The sequence below is a fragment of the bacterium SCSIO 12643 genome, assembly GCA_024398135.1.
Lineage (GTDB): Bacteria > Bacteroidota > Bacteroidia > Flavobacteriales_G > Salibacteraceae > CAJXZP01.
In genome coordinates, this window is the sequence record CP073750.1 from 3,106,803 (window position 1) to 3,127,058 (window position 20,256).

Below are 20,256 nucleotides of genomic sequence, written 5' to 3' on the forward strand. Positions count from 1 at the left end.
GGCCGCAATTTGCGGCCTTTTTTATTATAATTTTTTAGCTTCTTCCCAGTAGATATCCATTTCAGCTAGCGTCATTTGATCTAAAGGTTTCCCTGCTTCTTTGCTCTTTTGCTCCAAATAGTTAAAGCGTTTAATGAACTTTTTATTGGTTCTTTCCAATGCATCTTCCGGATTCACGTTGATATGACGCGCATAATTGATTAACGAAAACAATACATCTCCGAATTCATCCTCAATTTTTTCAGTAGAGGCACCTGCGCTTACTTCAGCTTCCAGTTCATTCAGTTCTTCTTTGACTTTATCCCAAACCTGGTGGTCATGTTCCCAGTCAAATCCAACACCGCGTACTTTGTCCTGAATTCTATTGGCTTTAACCATAGCCGGTAAAGATTTAGGAACTCCTTGAAGAACCGTTTTACGTCCTTTTTCTTTGAGTTTAATTTGCTCCCAGTTACGTTTTACTTCTTCTTCGTCTTCCACTTTGGTATCCCCATAAATATGTGGATGACGTCTCACCAGTTTATCGCAAATTCCGTTTAAAACATCCGTGATGTCAAATTCATGGGTTTCAGAAGCAATTTTACTGTAAAAGACCATGTGCAACATAAGATCTCCGATTTCGCCTTTAAGTTCGTTAAAATCTTTTTCCAGAATGGCATCTGATAATTCATAAGTTTCCTCAATAGTGAGATATCTCAAGCTCTCTAAAGTTTGCTTTTTATCCCATGGACACTGACTTCTTAAGTCATCCATAATATTGAGAAGGCGCTCAAATGCCTGTAATCTTTGATCCATGTTTTAAATTTTTTCAAAAGTAAGATAATGCCTTCGGAGTAGGGATTTCTGACACGAATTTTAGTCTTCATATACGGATGTTAATTTGTAACAAAACTTACATTTCCATGTGAGGAAAGGGTTATCTTTGCGTCATGGTTTTAAAAGTAATTTTATTGTCGATTGCGCTAATGGCGCTGGCATTTGCAGGTTTGGGGATTAAAATTTTAGCCAAAAAAGATGGCGAATTTGCAGGTACATGTGCGAGCAAAAATCCACACCTTAAAAAACAAGGTGTAGATTGTGGTTGCGGTGGAGCCGGAAGCTGCGAAAATGGATAATTATATTGTTCCGGGTCAATCCGGATTACCTATATCTGTTGATATAGATTTCCCTGAAGATTCGGGGAAGGCTCCTGTTATTATCTTTTTACACGGTTTTAAAGGGTTTAAAGATTGGGGACAGTGGCCATTAATGGCAAAGTCATTAGCCGATAAAGGTTATGTAGTAGTTCGAATGAATTTTTCGCATAATGGAACTACTCCGGATACACCTTTTGATTTTGCAGATCTTGAAGCCTTTGGGCGAAATACCTTTTCAAAAGAATTACAAGATGTCCAGGATGTGATCCAGTGGTTATATGATGCTTCTGAGTTACATACTAAAATGGATTTGGATGCGCTGAATATAGTGGCGCATAGTCGAGGCGGAGCTATTGCCATGATCACTGCAGCAGAAGATTCCAGAATTCAAAAGATTGTCACGTTATCCGGTGTGGGTACTTTGGTAAGATTCTCCAAAGAAGAACAGGAGTATTGGAAACAAAATGGAGTGATTTACATGTTAAATGGCAGAACACAGCAAAACATGCCGCTCTATTATTCTCTGGCTGAAGATTATCTCGCAAATGAAGATCGTTTTGACTTGCACCAGGTAGTTAGAAAAATAGAACAACCCTTTATGATTATCCATGCAGAAATGGATGAAACAGTTCCTTTGGAAGAAGGCAAAAAATTAGCGTCAGAAGGAATAAATACAAGATTGGAAGTTCTAACGCGTGCCAATCATTCATTTGGCGGAATGCACCCTTTTGATGGAAATGTATTACCTGAAGACACTGAAAAGAGTGTCAACCTGATACAGGATTTTTTATAATAGGATAAAGATTTCTACTTCATTTAGTATCATCAGACCAAACTATTTGGCGTACTTTGCTCATCAAATCTATAGGCTTTATGAAAGTTCTGTCAACCAATCGATCTGATAAAAGAATTATTACAATTAATAATGCAGAAGTAGAAACCGGGATGTTTAAAGTGCCGGTTCCGGAAGGAATTACAATAACCGAAAATGGCGTGCTGTCTGATACCGTGTGTGATTTAAGATATCATGGCGGTAGAGATAAAGCATGTTACATCTTTGGGAGGAACAACTATCCCTATTTCCAGAAATTATACCCGGATGCAAAATGGGAAACCGGATTTTTTGGAGAGAATATTGAGTTGGATGTTTTAAATGAATCTCAATTGTTTATTGGTGATAAGTACCAAATTGGAGAAGCTGTTATTCAAATTGCACAGCCAAGAACTCCGTGTTCTAAATTGGGTTACCGATTTGGAAATATGGCGAGTTTAAAAGACTTTATCAACTCGCCACATCCGGGAGCATATGTACGTGTTTTAAAAGATGGATTGGTGCGTGAGGGAGATGAAATGACATTGATTGAAAAAGCAAGTCAGAGATTATCTCTAACCGACTTATATCAAATCAAGCATAATAAATCAAAACATGCCGAAAGAATTCAGGAAGTATTGGACCACCCGGATGTAACGGATAATGTAAAATCAGGTTTGTCAAAATGAGTAATGAGATTGTAGAGAAAGCGGCACAGTATGTTAGAAGTGTGTTAGAGGGAGAGGGCTCCGGGCATGATTGGTGGCACATCAAAAGGGTGTATGATTTATCTAATAAAATAGCAATGCATTATCCCGAAGTAAATCTGGAAATTGTCCAACTTGGGGCATTATTACATGATATTGGAGACCATAAATTTTATAATGGTGACCATACTATGGGACCTAAACTGGTAACGGAATGGTTGGATCAGAATGGTGCAGATCAGGCGAAGATAGAGCATGTGGTACGCATTGTTAAAGAAATATCCTACAAGGGCGCGGGTGTTGCTACCCCGATGAGTTCGTTAGAAGGAGAGATCGTTCAGGATGCAGATCGCCTGGATGCTATTGGTGCCATCGGAATTGCGCGAACTTTTGCATACGGAGGGAACAAAAACCGAGAGATGCACAATCCGGAAGTCCAATCGGAAATGCATGATGATTTTGAATCCTATAAAAAAACAACTGGTCCAACGATAAACCATTTTTACGAAAAGTTGCTGCTACTTAAAGATCGCATGAATACGGAATGGGGGAAGAAAATGGCCGCACATCGTCATGCATACATGGAAACTTTTCTGGAAGAGTTTTATGCGGAATGGGATGGAGAGCGTTAAAATTTATGGAGGAGTAATGGACTCCATAATTCCTCGAATAAATAGTTTTTTCTCCGGTATTTTGGCATTGGTTTGAATAACGATTCCATGGAATTGTAAGCCTTTACGACCTGATGTATTGAATTTGATAATGATTTCTTCACTATCTCCGGGAGCAATTGGGGTAGTAGGATAATCTACCTGAATACAATCACAGTCTGTTGCTATGGAATTAATAGTTAATGGTCGTTCTCCGGTATTGGTAAATTTAAATCGGTGTTCAACGATTTTATTTTGTGGTAGCGTTTGGAAATTGTGCGTGGTTTTTTCAAATATCACAATAGCATTAGAATCTCCAGGAAGTGTTTGTTCTACCCATATAATCTCAACTTTACGCGCTTCTGAAGCTCCGGAACTATACACGGATTGTCTTTGACTGTTATAATCATCACTTACTTTCCCCAGCGAAAAGAACTCCCCGAATGGAATTTGTCTAAACTTAAGAAGCCCGCTATCGATAGAAGGTTTTAAAGCGCCTTCATTGCAGGTGTATAAGAAGTTTTCAATAGAACTGATTCTACGTAAAGCAAGATTGTCATTATAATCAGCATCACCAAGCGGACTGGTAAAACCTTTAATACCCAGTTGTAGTTTATATCCTTTCTCCAGATACTTTTCCAGAGAATCGGCTAACATTTGGAGTTTGGTAAAACCCACTTCTACATTTTGAACAAAGAAGGAGTCAATGGCAGTTGATTTGGGGGCTTTTTTCAAAAACATAGGTTTCCTTTTCAGATACGCATTGAAAGTTTCTTCATATGTTTTTTCGGTAGTGATCTGTCTGGAATTCGAATTCGGTTTATCATTATCGAAATACAGCGCCAATGGCAAGAATTGAACGGAAGCTAATTTAACCACTAAGTCTTCTTCAATAGGAATTTCTTCTACCGGAATACTATCAACTTTGTTGGTATCAGGAGGACCGAAGAGGTAAATGTCATTGCAACAAGTTTCTCCTTTAAGCGCGTAACCGTCTTTTCGGTTGGACACAAAACTGCCGCTCTTTAGTGTGTCAGAATACGTGAAGTACATATCATTTGCTGCAGAATTTAACGGCTTTCCAATGTTGGATGGTTCTTCAAATCTACCAGGCATTCCTGTGGACTTGAAAACGTCAAATCCCCCATAACCAGGATGGTAGAGACTACTGAAATACAATTGATAATTTGCCGTATCATAAAATGGAGTGATTTCATCATCCTTAGTGTTGACATATCTTCCCGCATTTTTAGGACGGCCGTATTTGGTTCCATTGTTTTTAATTTCCACCGACCAGATATCCATTTTCCCTCTGGTTCTCGGTCTATTAGATGAGAAGAATAAATAGGTTTTGCCGTTTTTTAATGTAGTTACATAAGGATGCGTACTCGTTGCATTTTCAGCGTTGATATTCGGTCCTAATTTTACGGCATTTTCCCAGTGATCTTCATACCAGTTGGAAACATATATGGCACATCCATTTTCATCACATCGGGTAAAATACATTTGGCTACTATCCGGAGTAATGACCGGATTGGCATTATCGGTTAAACTATCATTGATGAGGTCGCTAAGTGGTTGAATACTCCATAGACTGTCGATTAAAATTCCTTCGTAAATCAGAAAACGATATTGATCGGCACTATGTTCCAGACTCTTCGTTTCATTGGAGTCAAATCGTAAAGCAGAAAACAGGATATGTGTGTCATTTAGAATACGTGGACTAAACTCTGCATCAAAACTATTAATACCGTACGGAGCATGTTGAATTTCCCAAGGTTCAATTTGATCCTTATTGGTAATTGCCATTTCACAGGCTTTGATCTCAACTTTTGCTCTACGATATAAAGCGCTTCTTTTATCTTCACAAACCTCTCTGTAAAAGCTAAAATAGTTGGCCGCCTCTTCATATTCTTCTTGTCGTTTAAGCATATCGCCCAAATAGAAGATGGCATCCGCATATTCAATTTTTTCATCCAATTCCATTAAGGATTTATATCCTTCAGCAGCTTTGGAGTATTGATTGCTTAAACGATTGGCTTCTGCATAAAACCATAATATATCCAGATCAATAGAATCACTTTGAGATGCGAGGTCAAAATAATAGGCTGCTCCGTAATAATCTTTTTCTTTAAAAGATTTATGCCCATATCTGGACCAATCCTGCGCAATGGATGAATTCCATATTCCAATAAAGAAGAGTATTCCAATACATTTTAAAAATGACCGATAATGCAGTGATATTTTGTTTGAAGACTTAATACGAAAAATTTTAAATGTAATCAGGACAAGTTTTAAAATGTTTTCTTGGAGGCAATGGCTCACTGAAAATATAGATCAAACTAATTTCAAATCCACCACGATATCTGGAAGCAGCACTCAAAGAAGAGTAGTTGAAGTCATAAGAAACTCCAATATTCATATTGTTGATATCCATTCCAACTACAGCAAATCCGGCATCATTGATTCTGGACCAAACTCCAAAACAAAATGCTCTGTAATTGTTGGTACGTGCATCTAAAATATACTTGGCATTTAATCCGGGTGTAATTTGTTGATGCGGGCCCTGAAACATGGTCAGGAATCCTGGAATTAAATCCATTTTATCAGAAATCTTAAACTGATAGCTTCCATGAATTGAGATTCTAAGGTCTAAGGTAGCGTCATCGGAATTATAGAAATTAATGTTTGGACGATTGAGATGATGTGTAGCGAGTCCTAATTGTACTTTTTTCCGTTTTGCAAATTTTGTTTCCCAAAGGATTCCTGCATTTAAATCCAGATAGGATGAACCGGTTTCAAAAGTCTCCAGTGAACCGCCTCCACCATATTGGTTATCAAAAACAAGTTTATTCGGATCGATTTGCCTTTTAGCCCAGCCAATTTGAGAACCCACGGTAAGATGATGCATTCCGGTATTTCCAATTGGAATAGAATATGATCCTGACAAATTGAAATTTACCGTTCCTAAATTACCGTCTCCTGCTTTATCGTAGAACAAATCCAGACCAACGCCCAACCCTTTTTGTTTCATGAAATTGTGAGCATCTCCGGATAAAGAAAAGGTAGTATATGGTACCGTCACGGAACTCCACTGAGATCTATAAATTCCGGCAATTCGATAGCCTCCTTTAAATTGCCCGGTAAGTGCTGGATTTAGTCTGGCCGGAGCTTGATAGAATTGAGAAAAATGAATGTCTTGTGCAGTTAAATCAATAGAAAATCCGGTAATAATAAATACCACAAAACCCCAAATGATATGTTTGTACGCACCATTCATTTATCTGATTACTGTAATATTTCCTTTCTTTTTGAATGAGCGTCCATCAATACAGATGGCATCCAATTGATAAACAAAAACGGCTTGATCCACTTTCTTACCATCAAATTGGCCATCCCATCCTTTATTGAGATCATTTGTTTCAAAGACCATTTCACCCCAACGATTATAAATTTTTAATTCAAGACTTTCCAAGACTTTTCCTCGAATTAAGAATTCATCGTTTTCATTATCGTCATTAGGAGAAAATGCATTAGGGATAAAAATGTCCGGCTCACCACAGTTGATTTCATATGTGGTTACTGTAACACTGTTTTTATAAGAGCAGTTGGTGTTCTGCGGATCCGAAACCTGAACAGTATATGTAGTGGTTTGCGGAGGCATTACAGAGGTAACCGGTTGATTCGGTTGGTCAACTCCACTTGTTGGAGACCATGAATAGAGATATCCCGTTGGCGGAACTGCACGTAGAATGGTGTTAAATCCGAGGATCACCGAGTCGTCATCAGAAGTAGCAATCACATTTTGATCGTTCAATTTCGACACAGAAACTAAAACGGTATCTGTAAAAGAACACCCACTATCGTTTACAGCAGTAAGATAATAATATGTATCCACTAATGGAGCAACAGTAATAGTGCTGGTGTCAGTAGGTCCAATTATTTCCGAAGCCGGAGACCAAAAGAAGTCTAATGGATTGTAAGGAAAATTGTTATTGGCCTGTAGTTGAATAGTATCTAATTGACAAATAAAACTATCAGGATTCACGCTAATGGTTTGGTCACTAACAACAACCAAAGTACTGTCAATTTCTATACATCCGGCTCCTGAGGTGACTTTAAAGTAATAGTATTTATAGGTGTCCGTCTGGGTAGTTTGCATTGTACTATCGGTTAAGCTGGAATTTAAGGTGTCTGAAACTTCGGATTGAGAGGACCAGATAAATTGAACTCCGGTGCCGTTAGAGTTTCCTTTCAAATTAACCGTAGGTTGATCACTACAAATAATATGAACGGAATCACTTTGCGCGTAAATCGGTTCAACCGTAACAATATCAGTAATAGAATCGGTACATACGCTCTGTACGACCAGTAGATATGTTGTGCTTTGGGTGATGTTGGCTGTTGGATTGTGAATGGTTGGATCATTTAATCCTGTTGTTGGAATCCACGTATATGTAGCACCTGAAGGATATGCCGGAACTCCAATTTCAGTATCTTGTCCTAAACATGCCAGGTGATTTATGGTATAATTACTATCTCCTTTAACCTCTAAAACCAATGAGAAGGTATCTGATTGCGGACAAATGCTGGAATCGAAAGCAATCAAGGTGACGGTGTAAAAACCTTTATTTGCGTAGTTTGTGGTGGGATTACTTAGAGTAGATGAATTACCATTTCCTAAATCCCATAAATATGTTGTGGTCGCTAAGCTATCTGTAGTATTGTTAAAAGTAGTATTAAATGGTGCGCATCCCGGGCCCGGATTGTCAAATGAAGCTACAATAGGATCTTGTAAATCTTTAATGACCATTTGAAACTCATCTGATGCAGTACATCCCAGAGGAGAGGTGATCTGAAGATAGAATATATTTAATGAATCCGGTGGTGTTACCAGAATAGAAGTATCATTTGGATTGGAGTTAATGGTATCGGAGAAATCAGAAAAATTAGACCAGTGATAAGATTGAGCCGGGCTATTGGTTAATGAACCGAGCCAAAAAGGAGCATCAATAGAGCAGACCGCAGAATCTCCCAAAATTTCTACCTGGATAGAATCAAAAAGAACGGTTTGATTAATGGTGTCCATACAAACTCCATTATCCAGAATAAGTGTATAAGATGTGGTTTGAGTCGGGGTACAAATTGGATTGGAAACACTGGTATCACTTAAAAATATAGTTGGTGACCAGGTAATCGTAATATTTGGATCGTTGTTTTGCGGAATCCCAATTTGTACGCCATCGCCATTACAAGATACTGCATCGGGAAGAGTAGTATTGTTATTGTCCAGAACTGTGATTTCACGAGTCAATGTATCTCCCAGATTACACGTGGCCGCATCTGTAACGATCAATTTAACGGTGTAAGTCCCAGATGAAGTATAGGTATGTGTCGGTTCAAATTGTGTAGAAGTATTTCCATCACCAAAGTCCCATAGGAAGTTTGTTGCAGATTGTTGGACACTCAGATTATCAAATGTAACTGTAAACGGAGAACATCCGGTCGTAGGCATATCAAAATCTGCAATTACGATTGGGAGTAGAAAATCCATTTTGAATACCGCGAGATTACATCCACTGGTTGAAGAAGCCCCATTTGTATTGGAATGTGCTCCTGGATTTGGGTGTGTAGGGAAGTCACTGGACCCACCACATCCGGCACATACGGCTTGATATACTTTACCTTTTCGGTCAAATCTACTCGTTCCTCCATCTACATGTTCATTGGCAGAACCCCCAAAATATGTAGCGTATAATAGCGAATTGGCATCATCACTCATTACCATGACATAAAAATCCTGGCCATCGGTAGTCCCCTGAATCGGCCCGCCAGCTGTATCCAAACCAGTTGTAGATAAATTACCTCCTAAGATCGGAGCGCCCCAACCACTTAAATAAATTGCACTACACACATCCACCAGAAAAGCAGTTGGTGAAATATCCGGAGTACCATCTCCGGTTCCGAATCTCGTGCTCCAAATGATAGAGTCTAATTCGGGAGTAAATTTGGAAATGAATTGGCCACCTAATGGATCATTATAATTGGCATTTTGAATTAAGGCTCCACTAGGTCCGGATGTCTGACCAAAAATGTGTGCATTTCCAAATAAATCAAGCTCTATAAAGTAGCTTTGATCATAAGCGTTAGTTCCAAAGAAAGTACTTTCAATAATACTAGTTCCGTCACTTGTGATATGTGTTATAAAAGCATCGGTATTTTGATTATAACTCGTATCGTAAGCATTAACAGTTGTTGGGAAATTTGAAGATCTTACTCCACCTGAAATATAGATATTATTACTATCATCTATAGCTATAGAATAAGCTGCATCATCTGCGATACCGCCTAAATAATTTGTCCATTCCAAAGCGGTCAAATTATGGTTCATTTTATAAATAATACCGTCTAGATGGTTGGTACCGGGTAAGTGTTTTGTTGTTTGAAAACCAACACTTCCAATGGGGTTATCATCACTTCTGGTGCAAGTAACAATATAGACTTTACCATCTTTATCTAAATCAATTTCACCTCGAACTTCATCTGCATAATTGAATTTTGTGACCCCATTATTTAATCCATCTGTGTGAGTTCCTCCAAGAAAAGTGGAAGTCTCCAGGTTGTTCCCTGAACTATCAAATTTGACGACTACAATGTCAGATCCATTTTCATAAAAAACACCTAATCCTGATACCATGTTTACAGGTAACAAAGGATTATGCACATTAAATGAAGTGTCAAATGCATTTGCGGTTGTTGGAAAATCTGTAGAACCAGTGGTTCCCATCATATACAATTCATGAAAATCGGTCACTACCAAACTATGTGGAAGTTCATCTGATGTACCTCCTAAATAAGTAGAGTAAATCAGGAAGGTACCTGTAGTATCCCACTTGGTAATCGCAATATCAGTACCTGGAACTTGCGGATTACCGGCTCCAGTACCTCCCGCCCATGTTGTTTGATAGGCGCCCGGAGTTGTTGGATAGCCAGGATTAAAAGAAGAACTCCCAGAATATAGAAAACCAAATTTGTCGTAGGTTGCTGTATATCCAAAGTTGTTAGATGATGCCCCGGAGTATGATGAAAACACCAGAACGGGGTCAATGATCAGAGAATAATTGGAATCATATCCATCTGGGAAAACATATGATAGAGTGTTTCCTGATAATTGATATTTACAGTTGATCTTTTTCTTTTTACCATCTATAATTTGCCACGCTTCGGGTTTTTCCTCCCAGTTTTCGTGTAAAGAAGTGATCACGTATAACTTACCATTTTTAATATAAAGTTGGTCAACACCTTCGTATTCTAATTCGATTTGTGAAGCATCGGCTCCAGGTGCAATATGTAAATCATATTTTAAACCATCTTGGAGATGATTGTACATGACCAAATCAATGTTCGGATATAGATTCTGGTATGAGATTCTTTCATACGCAGGAACCTTTTTAGCCCATTTACTTTTGTCATTACCAATGTAGAAGTTGTAATGATTGGGAAGTTTTTCATCGCTTACCAGAGTGGGGGTAGAATTAGCATTCAGAAAATGCACCTTATACGCATGAAGCTTTAATTGTAGATCGGAGGTATCTCCTTTATAAGCACCATGATGAAGTTGCTCTAACATTTCTCCATCATAAAAGTTATAAGTAAAGGAGTTGTTTTCCAAAAAGAGTAAACCATTTGGAATTTCGGTTCGATAAAGAACGTTAGAATGAAACTGACCTTGATTAGGAACGAATTGATATTGAGTTGTATGAACCTCTTTTTTTCTGGAAAAACCGGAAAAAGCAATTAAGAATACACTCAAAAAAACTAAAACTTTCCTCATAAGTGAGCAAGATATAATGGCACTTGCAATTTAGAAAATATATTTTTCAACTAATACACTAAATATCACTGATGACGCATGAATTGGATGATAGGTTGTTTAGAAATCCGTATTATTCAAAGAAAAATACGGATTCTTGCAATGCGTAAAACCTATACTTTAATGATTGATGTTTACCTCATCAAAGTAAGTGAGCCTTTATATTCTTCACCGTTAATGGTATAGATGTAGAAATATACACCATCCGGGAATTGTTGTCCGGTAGAGGAGCGTCCATCCCATGTATGAATTCCTCCGGAAGATTGGTAAACAATTTGTCCATCACGATTGAATATCGTCATTTCAATACAACTACTCAAATCACCATTATAATTGATTTCAAAGTAATCGTTTTCACCATCCTCGTTTGGTGTAAATACATTTGGAACTGTAATGTCTACCAATTCAGTGAATTTTGGTCCAGTAATATTGACTTCAGAAGTATCGACACAACCATCAGAAGAAGTGGTAATTAAAGTTACTGTGGCACTTTTGTTATAATCAAATACCAATGTCGGATTTTCATCAGTACTTGACAATTGGTTATCAATGTACCATTCATAAGAGGAAGCTCCGGAACTCGTATTGGTTAGCTTGACCCCCACACCCGTACAGGTAGGGATGATGTCATAAGCAAAGTTTGAATTTGTAAGCCCTAATAAATTGATGATAAAATCAACGGTGTCTCTACAACCGGTAGCATCTGTTACAGTAACTGTAAAATTATTTTGATTTCCTGTAGTAATGGTAGGAGAGCCGGAAGTAGAATCCGATAAAGCACTACCATTAGTCCATTGATATGTGTAAGGTGCAGTGCCGTTAACCGTATTGGTGTTAAGTGTAAGCGTAATGTTGTTACACACAGTAGTATCCATGCCACCTGCTAAACGGAATACTTGTACTTCAACAGTATCGTATGCGACACAGCCCAAACTATCTGTGACCTGAACAATATAAGTTCGATCGACATCAGAAGTAACTAATGGATTGGCTAAGCCATTAAAATTCAATCCAGTGCTCGGTGTCCATAAATAGGTCGAATTTGGAGGTCCTGTTGGGCTACCTCCAATCGGAGTAGGTAAGAATTTACAAGCATCCACCACACCTCCGGCAGAGGCTATAGGAAGGCTTTGAATGTCAACAAATATAGAATCTATAGCTTCACAATTGTTTACATCGGTAAGAGTCACTGTGTAGTACGTTGGAACCGATGGAAATGCTAAAGGATCCGCAATAGTTGTATCTGACAATGTTGTTCCGTTATTCCAACGGAAAGTTCCTGTTCCTGTTGCATTAATTTGAACAGAATCACCTTCACATACATATGTATCAGGGGAAACCGATAGTGATGGAGCAGGTAAAATAGAAACCACAACAGTGTCTACCCCGGTACAGGTATCATTACTTGTTTGAACAATGTATGTCGTTGTACTTGTAGGTAAAACAGACGGATTGCTCAAAGTATTGTCATTCATATTGGTACTCGGAGACCATAAGTATGTTGTGCCAAATGGACCTGTTGGATTTCCTCCAAGTGTGAAAGAATCTCCTAAACAAACTTGTGCGTCTGGTCCGGCATCGGTTGGCACCGTTGCGTTTACAGTGATATCTGTTGTATCATTTCCTTCACAACCATTTACATCAAAATAATTAAGTGTATATGTGATATTAGAAGGAGGGTATACTTGCGGGTTTCCAATATTAGTTGCTGAAATAAATTGATTAGGTCCCCATGTGAATGTGGCACCAGTTGCATTCATTTGCAAGGTATCACCAGGACAAACGAAATAATCGCTTAAAATTCCTGATGGGATTAGATTATTTACACTTACTACTACAGTATCCGTTCCCACGCAACCTAGGGCATTTGTTAAGCTCACAACGTAAGTCGTTGTTGACGTAGGTGTTGCCATTGGATTAGGATCATTTGGATTACTTAATCCTGTTGCCGGACTCCAAATAATAGAATTGTTTGGATCTTGAGATGTTGGTGAACCTCCAATGGTAACAGCGATACCATTACAAGTGGTTTGGTCAAGACCTGCGTCTCCAATAACGTTGGATAGCACAACATTTTTTGTAATAGGCCCTACTACACATCCAAGTTGGTTCGTTGCAGTGACTGAAATCGAACCGGTAGTCATCCCTGGATTCCATTGGACATTGACAGTCGGACTACCATTTCCCGAAGAAATAGACCCTCCGGTTACTGACCAGCTATAACTCACACCGCTAAGCGTATCTGTTGTAAATAATGTGGTATTGTTATCAATACAAACTACAGAATCACCATAAATCTCCTGAGGGCCTTCAAAAGGACGAACATAAATATGTACCAATTGAGGTAGCGGTAATGGCGGACAATTACTGTCAGTTACCACCACATCTACCACATATGGCGCAGTACGTCCTTGCGCACAAGATGTATTCCAGCAAATAGTTCCGGTAACACTACCAATTCCCGTTACGGGAGAGGTAACTGTTGCGGGAGGATTGGTGATTGCACCATTGAAAATATCACTGGTAGCCACGAATTCTAAAGGATCATTATCCAAATCATCATAATCCAAATTGAAACAGATCGTATCTCCTGCATCTACTTCGTATGTTAGTGGGTTAATAGCATCCGGGTCCAAATTTGAAGTATTTTGATTTGGCATATTATTATTCGGACAATCGTCAGAAATCAATTGCATATTTCTTCGGGTAACCCCAACAATTTGGCCATTTCGATATTCCGTAATTTCCACTGAAGCCACAAATATCCCTGTGAAGTTAGTAATAAATCTGGTTAAACCGGTTGCTGGATCAATGGCAGAGAAACTACCTGTTCCCAATAAATTAGGAAGGTTATATCCAGTAGCGTAATTGACAAATGGTGGTGGAAAGTTGTATGGATTTAGGAGCGGATCATTATATGGAACAGATGGGGGAGGAGCAGCACCTCCTGCTCCGGTTAACCCTCTAAAAGGCGTAACCAGCGTGTATGCAATAGAATCACCGTCCGGATCAATCGCAGAATTTGAAATGTACGCAGTATCGGTTCTACAGATATACGATAAAAGAGTATCTGTAAATTGCGCAGAGGAGTTCGTAATTAATGAGCCGTTTTGCGCAGGAATCCATGTGGTATATGCAAAAGATTGCGCACCTGAATTATTTAAATTTAAAATACCACCCGGTCTACAGCAACGATCATATAAAACCCAATAACCTGTATTTGATGCGGGCAATGACACAATAGCTTCATATCTGACCAAATACACACAAACATTTGAAAGTAAGTTGAAAGGATCGCAGATTGCGGGTAAGTTTGGATCCACAGCATTCGAATCTACCAATTGCAGATTGACATCATCCGTATATGGTAAAGATGTTGTAGGATTTAGAACTCCTTCATATATCCCAACATTAATCGAAGGTTCAGGAAAGCTACCTCCACCACCTCCAGGTTGTACCCAGTTCACTGAGTTACAATCCATATAGGCGTCTAACGTAATTCTATATCTGGTAAAACCAGGATTTAGAGGATCTGGTCCAATAAATTCATATCCCATGTTTCCACCGATAAGGTGCGTTGCATGAGCTCCAAAACTTAAAATAACAAATAATAGGGTTGCTATAAGTTTCATTTGCGAACTTGATTTAGAAAGCAGTGTAAAATTCTTCAAAGTCAGTTTGTTAATGATTTTTAATGTGTGTTTAAGTGAGGAGAACCCAAAGATATAAATTGTTTAGAATATCTCTAATTACCCGCTTATTATCTAGACGCAAGTTACTTCAAAAGAGTTTGTTAAACAAGATTGTTTTTTTAGGGTTTGGAGTGAAAAGAGTCCCCTTTAAATTAAGGGAACCCGAATATTTAAATGATTTATTTAATCGCTTTTCTGCGTGCTTTTTCTTCCAGTAAATCTGTAAGTTCTTTACCCATTTGACCTGCAATTGAAGTGTTTTCCTCCGCTCTTCTGGTCAAATAAGGAATAGCTGCTTTAACAGGACCATATGGTAAATACTTGGAGACATTGTATCCCGCATTAGCTAAATTAAAACTAATGGTATCACTCATCCCTTTTAATTGAGAAAAGTATATTCTACGGTCGTTATTAGCTAGTTTATGTTTTTTCATAAGCTCAACCAACTTCATAGAACTTAAAGCATTATGGGTGCCATTACAGATTTCACAATGCGCAATATTGTCTATCATCATTTCAATGGCCAAATCAAAATCTCTATCCGTAGACTCTTTGTCAGGTTGGATGAACGTTTTATAGCCCATGTCTTTGGCACGTTGATTCTCTTTTTCCAGATATGCTCCTCTTACGAACTTAATACCTAAGAACCAGCCTTCTTTTTTAGACTCAGCGATTAGTTTCTTAAGATGATCAATTTTATCCCAACGATACATCTGTAAGGTATGGAAAACGATAGCTTTCTTCTTATTGTACACACGCATTCTGGATTCTACCAGGCGATCAATAGCTGGCTGAATCCAGGTTTCTTCCGCATCCACATAAATCGGAACACCTGTTTCATGCGCTACTTTACAGATTTGCTCGAATCGGTCAACTGCACGTTTGTATTCTTGTTTTTCCGCATCCGAGAGCGGAGTTTCAGCGGTCATTTTTTCCAATAATTCAAATCTGAATACACCAGTCATTTTCATACATGCTACTGGTATTCCATCAGTGGTTTCAGCTTTTCGAATTACATTAATAATTTGATTTTTTGTGCTTTCAAAAGTTTCCTCATCTTGCGCCCCTTCAACCGCATAATCTAAAATAGATCCTACGTTGTATTTATAAAGTTCTTCAACCTTGTCTAAACTTTCCGTTAGATTCGTGCCCCCACAGAATTGGCGGAAAACTGTAGCTTTAACAATTCCCGTAATGGGTAAATGTGTAGCTAAAGCAAACTGAGACAAAGCAGTACCCACTTTTACCAAAGTAGGGTTTTGCATAAGTTGAAACATTTTAATGGAAAAATCCAAATCTTTATCGGAGAGGTGAGAAAAAGCCGTTTTAGTATCGTTAAAAGACACCTTCAAATTCTCGTTGTTTTGATTTGTCATTACTTCATAAAATTAGACCTCAAAACTATAAAAAAAAACAGCTCTAAGATCCCTATTATTTACTGATCTTACCTCATAAAAATATATGAGAAATAATGGTTTTGTTTAGGGTTAGAATGAGCTGATTAAGATTGATTTATTCGTTTGAACCCAAAGATTCAAAGTCTACATCCATGTAATCGGACTCCATTTGGTTTCCGGACTCAATACCATTTCCATTTTGAAGTTGTTCAATCATTTCAATGGCTTGATTAAATGCATTACCGAATTTTTCAAAATCTTCTTTATACAAGAAAATCTTATGTTTCTCATAACGGAAATTTCCCTGATCATCGTATTTCTTTTTACTTTCAGTAATGGTTAAGTAATGATCATTTCCCCTTGTCTCTCTCACATCAAAAAAGTAGGTTCGCTTTCCTGCTCTTACCGCATTTGAATAAATCTCATCGTTCCCCTTATTTGAAGCTTTTTTATAACCGTCCATCCTTTTTTGTTTTCGTAATAGGGTCAAAGCTATTCAAAATTTCAACTTTAACAAACATTAAAATGTAATGTATTTTAACAAGAACACTAAAATAATGGTGTTTAGGGAATTATAATTTGGGAAAAACAGTATTTTGAAAAACGTTGAAAGCCCTTTAGACACTGGCCTCAGAATTTTCTAAAAGTTGCTGATCATGGAGTAATCGGTATAATCCGTTTTGATTCAGGATTTCTTCATGCGTTCCTTTTTCTACAATTTCTCCCTGATCCAATACAATAATTTGATCGCAATGTTTAATAGAAGAGATTCTATGCGAAATAATAATTGTGGTTCGATTTTGCATAAAGGTGTTAAGGTGTTCCAAAATTTGATCTTCAGTTTTGGTGTCTACCGCGGATAGACTATCGTCCAGTATCAAAATTTGTGGATCAGTGATTAATGCCCGAGCAATTGAAATTCGTTGTTTTTGGCCACCGGATAATGTGACCCCTCGTTCTCCGATTTTGGTTTCAAATCCATCTTTCAATTTGATGATATTGTCATAAATCGCTGCCTTTTTTGCGGCATCTTCAACCGTATTTGAATCAATGTCCTGAACTTGAGAACCAAATGCGATATTGTTTGAAATTGTATCGGAAAAGAGGAAAACATCCTGATGTACAAAGCCAATTCGTTTACGTAAATCATGTAGATTAACTTCTTGAATAGATTGACCATCAACGCGTATTACTCCGGAATCGGCATCATATAATCTTGCGATAAGTTGCGCAATGGTACTTTTTCCTGCTCCGGTTCTTCCGGTAATGGCTAATGATTGTCCCTGTTTAACTTTAAAACTTACATTTTTTAAAGCTTCTGTACCTGAATCCGGATAAGTGAAATTCACATTTTTAAATTCAATGTCTCCGTTAATTTCTGTAGGAGTTTGTGTGGGCGAAACAATTTGAGGTTGAATGCTTAAAAACTCATTAATTCTTTTTTGTGATGCGGCAGCTCTTTGGACCATAGAAGTAACCCATCCCACAACAGCTACCGGCCAGGTAAGCATGTTGACATATATGACAAATTCCGCAATATTTCCGGAAGTGATTTCCCCGGCAATGGTGAGCTGACCACCAATATAAATAGTCATAATCGTACTTAGACCAATGAGAAGAACCATCAACGGCATAAACATCGCATTGACTTTAACCAATTCCAGATTTACTTTTTTATAATCTTCGGTTTCCTGATTGAACTGCTCAAATCTTTGCGCACCAATATTGTAAGCTTTAAAAACACGGATCCCGGAAAAGGCTTCCTGAACGAAAGTGGAAATATTAGATAATTGTCTTTGAACCTTTTCACTTTTAATATTGATGATGTGACTCACGTAATAAATAGATATAGAAAGAAAAGGGAGTGGTAGAAGTACGTATAAAGTCAGTTTTACATTTACCGATAACATCGCCCAAACCACCAGAATAAAAACCACGATCATATTTGTGGAATACATAATCGCAGGGCCAATGTACATTCTTACCCGACTTACGTCTTCACTAATTCGATTCATCAAATCACCGGTACTATTTTTCTTATAAAATGATAGATCAAGTTTTTGATAGTGGTTGAAAATGTCATTTTTAAGATCGTATTCAATCAATCTGGACATAACAATGATGGTCTGGCGATTAAGAAATGTGAAAAAACCTTTGATCAAAGCCATAGCAAAAACGATCAAACCAAATACGATAATGGCTTGAGTCATAAATCCATAATAATCTTCCTGAATTTGCAGTCCATTAAATAAACGATATCGGGTTACCGTATCTCCCACAACATCAAATGCGATACGGATAATTTGAGCAGGTAAAATGGCAAATAGATTCGATGCGGTTATAAAAATTAAGCCTAGAAACAACCGTAATTTATATTTTAAAAAGTACTTATTTAAATAAAATAACGGCCGCATTAATTCGAAATAATTGGTTTATAAAATTGATAAAAACACTAATTTTGCAGCTTCAAAAAACAAATCTTGAAGACGGTTCAAAAGTAGGGCTTTTTTAGGCTGTGATGTGAGAAAATAATTCAAGAATAAAAAGATCTTTGATGGAAGGGTTATTTAACAGAAGGTACCTTAGGGTGAAAGTAATGCAAGCGGTTTATGCTTACGATTCGGCAAACCATAATTTAGAGCTTGGCGAAAAATCACTGGTTAAGAGTTTGGATGATGTATACACGTTGTACATCAATATGTTGAGTTTGTTGTTGGAAGTTGTGGATATGAGCCGCAAAAGCATTGAACTGAAGAAGGAAAAAAGGTTAGTAACCGAAGAAGATTTAAACCCTAATTTAAGATTTGCACAAAACGGAGCCGCACTTACCATAGAAAATAATCGTAAGTATAAGTTGTATGCAGAGAAGCTCGATTGGAGTGTAGAATCTGATAACATCAAAAAAATATGGAAAGAGGTTGAGGCAGATAAAAAGTATAAAGCTTTTATGTCTAATCCACGTCATAATTTTCAGCACGATATTGAAATTATGATCTATATTTTCAAAAACTACATTGCAGTAAATGAAGTGTTTCTGGATTTGTTTGAAGAGCGTAACATTTACTGGTATGATGATGTGCAGATGGTAAGCATTAATGTGGTAAAAACATTAAGTGGCTTGAGACCGGAAATGGATGAGTTTGATTCTATTTTGATGCAATTGTTTAAAAATCAAAAAGAAGACTTGAAATTTGTAAAAGAGTTGTATCACAAAACTGTGTTGCAAAGTGATGCTTCCATGAAGTTGATTGAAAAGTATACAAAGAACTGGGATGTAGACCGGATTGCAAGACTGGATACTGTTTTGATGAAAATATCTATTACAGAATTTACAAGTTTTCCAAATATTCCGGTGAAGGTGACAATGAACGAATATCTTGAAATATCAAAGAATTACAGTACTGAAAAAAGTCGTGTATTTATCAATGGTGTTTTGGATAAAGTCTTGGTAGATTTGAAGAATGAAAATAAATTGAATAAATCCGGTATGGGTTTAATTAATCGATAAGTAATAAAGTTTATGATAAAATCAGTTTTAAAATGTGGGATGTTGGCTTTAGTAGTTGGAGTAACATCTTGTGGAGATAGTCAAAAAGCAGATGCTTTATCTCCTGATTTAGTAAGTAATCCGGCAACAGCTTCATCTGAAAAAGGGGAGCAAAAACAAGCTAAAATGGTTTTCTCTGATGCAGAGCAGAGTTTTGGTTCAATCGTGCAGGGAGAAAGTGTAACTAAAATCTATCATTTTAAAAATGAAGGTGAAGTGGATTTAATCATTTCATCTGCAAATGGTTCATGTGGATGTACCATTCCAAAATGGCCTAAGACACCAATTAAACCAGGTCAGTCTGGCGAGATTGAAGTGGTGTTTAATAGTCAGGGTAAAAAAGGAAAACAAACCAAAAAAGTATATATAACCGCAAATACACATCCGGCAAATAATGTGATTGTATTAAAAGGAGATGTAGTTGCACCAGAATAAACAAATCA

The 20,256-nt window shown here is 37.5% G+C and carries 14 protein-coding genes; 6 read left to right on the plus strand and 8 right to left on the minus strand.

From position 1 onward, the window contains the following. Positions 1-24 precede the first annotated feature (24 nt). Entirely contained in the window at positions 25-795 is a 771-nt protein-coding gene (mazG, locus tag KFE94_13685; protein UTW65694.1) for a nucleoside triphosphate pyrophosphohydrolase, read from the minus strand. Between the two features lie 134 nt (positions 796-929). Here mazG and KFE94_13690 point away from each other — a divergent pair, with 134 nt between their 5' ends. The 4 genes from KFE94_13690 (at position 930) to KFE94_13705 (ending at position 3,286) form a co-directional block, all read left to right on the plus strand. Continuing rightward, positions 930-1,115: a membrane or secreted protein gene (locus KFE94_13690; protein UTW65695.1), complete on the plus strand. Its 186-nt coding sequence runs from the start codon at positions 930-932 to the stop codon at positions 1,113-1,115. Next, positions 1,108-1,929: an alpha/beta fold hydrolase gene (locus tag KFE94_13695; GenBank protein ID UTW65696.1), complete on the plus strand. Its 822-nt coding sequence runs from the start codon at positions 1,108-1,110 to the stop codon at positions 1,927-1,929. Before KFE94_13690 ends, KFE94_13695 begins: the two co-directional genes overlap by 8 nt. A gap of 80 nt (positions 1,930-2,009) precedes the next feature. Continuing rightward, on the plus strand, positions 2,010-2,636 hold the full coding sequence (locus KFE94_13700) for an MOSC domain-containing protein (protein ID UTW65697.1): 627 nt from the start codon (positions 2,010-2,012) through the stop codon (positions 2,634-2,636). Beyond that, a complete protein-coding gene (locus KFE94_13705) occupies positions 2,633-3,286 on the plus strand; it encodes an HD domain-containing protein (protein ID UTW65698.1) in 654 nt (217 codons plus the stop codon). The genes KFE94_13700 and KFE94_13705 overlap by 4 nt, the downstream gene beginning before the upstream one ends. Before the next feature lie 3 nt (positions 3,287-3,289). Here KFE94_13705 and KFE94_13710 read toward each other — a convergent pair whose 3' ends face one another. The 7 genes from KFE94_13710 to KFE94_13740 form a co-directional block, all read right to left on the minus strand. Further along, a complete protein-coding gene (locus KFE94_13710) occupies positions 3,290-5,629 on the minus strand; it encodes a DUF1573 domain-containing protein (protein ID UTW65699.1) in 2,340 nt (779 codons plus the stop codon). Further along, positions 5,577-6,584, minus strand: coding sequence for a PorP/SprF family type IX secretion system membrane protein (locus tag KFE94_13715; GenBank protein ID UTW65700.1), 1,008 nt, complete (start codon positions 6,582-6,584; stop codon positions 5,577-5,579). The genes KFE94_13710 and KFE94_13715 overlap by 53 nt, the downstream gene beginning before the upstream one ends. Continuing rightward, positions 6,585-11,138, minus strand: coding sequence for a gliding motility-associated C-terminal domain-containing protein (locus tag KFE94_13720; protein UTW65701.1), 4,554 nt, complete (start codon positions 11,136-11,138; stop codon positions 6,585-6,587). A gap of 173 nt (positions 11,139-11,311) precedes the next feature. Beyond that, a complete protein-coding gene (locus KFE94_13725; protein ID UTW68284.1) occupies positions 11,312-13,321 on the minus strand; it encodes a gliding motility-associated C-terminal domain-containing protein in 2,010 nt (669 codons plus the stop codon). 1,727 nt (positions 13,322-15,048) lie between these two features. Then, on the minus strand, positions 15,049-16,245 hold the full coding sequence (locus KFE94_13730; protein UTW65702.1) for a proline dehydrogenase family protein: 1,197 nt from the start codon (positions 16,243-16,245) through the stop codon (positions 15,049-15,051). Positions 16,246-16,381: 136 nt separating this feature from the next. After that, entirely contained in the window at positions 16,382-16,729 is a 348-nt protein-coding gene (locus tag KFE94_13735) for a DUF3276 family protein (GenBank protein ID UTW65703.1), read from the minus strand. A 154-nt stretch (positions 16,730-16,883) separates the two neighbouring features. Next, on the minus strand, positions 16,884-18,680 hold the full coding sequence (locus tag KFE94_13740; GenBank protein UTW65704.1) for an ABC transporter ATP-binding protein: 1,797 nt from the start codon (positions 18,678-18,680) through the stop codon (positions 16,884-16,886). Positions 18,681-18,820: 140 nt separating this feature from the next. On the opposite strand from KFE94_13740, the gene nusB reads away from it, so the two are divergent. Continuing rightward, a complete protein-coding gene (nusB, locus tag KFE94_13745; protein UTW65705.1) occupies positions 18,821-19,774 on the plus strand; it encodes a transcription antitermination factor NusB in 954 nt (317 codons plus the stop codon). Positions 19,775-19,786: 12 nt separating this feature from the next. After that, positions 19,787-20,248, plus strand: a complete 462-nt coding sequence (locus KFE94_13750; GenBank protein ID UTW65706.1) for a DUF1573 domain-containing protein — start codon at positions 19,787-19,789, stop codon at positions 20,246-20,248. Positions 20,249-20,256: the final 8 nt, after the last annotated feature.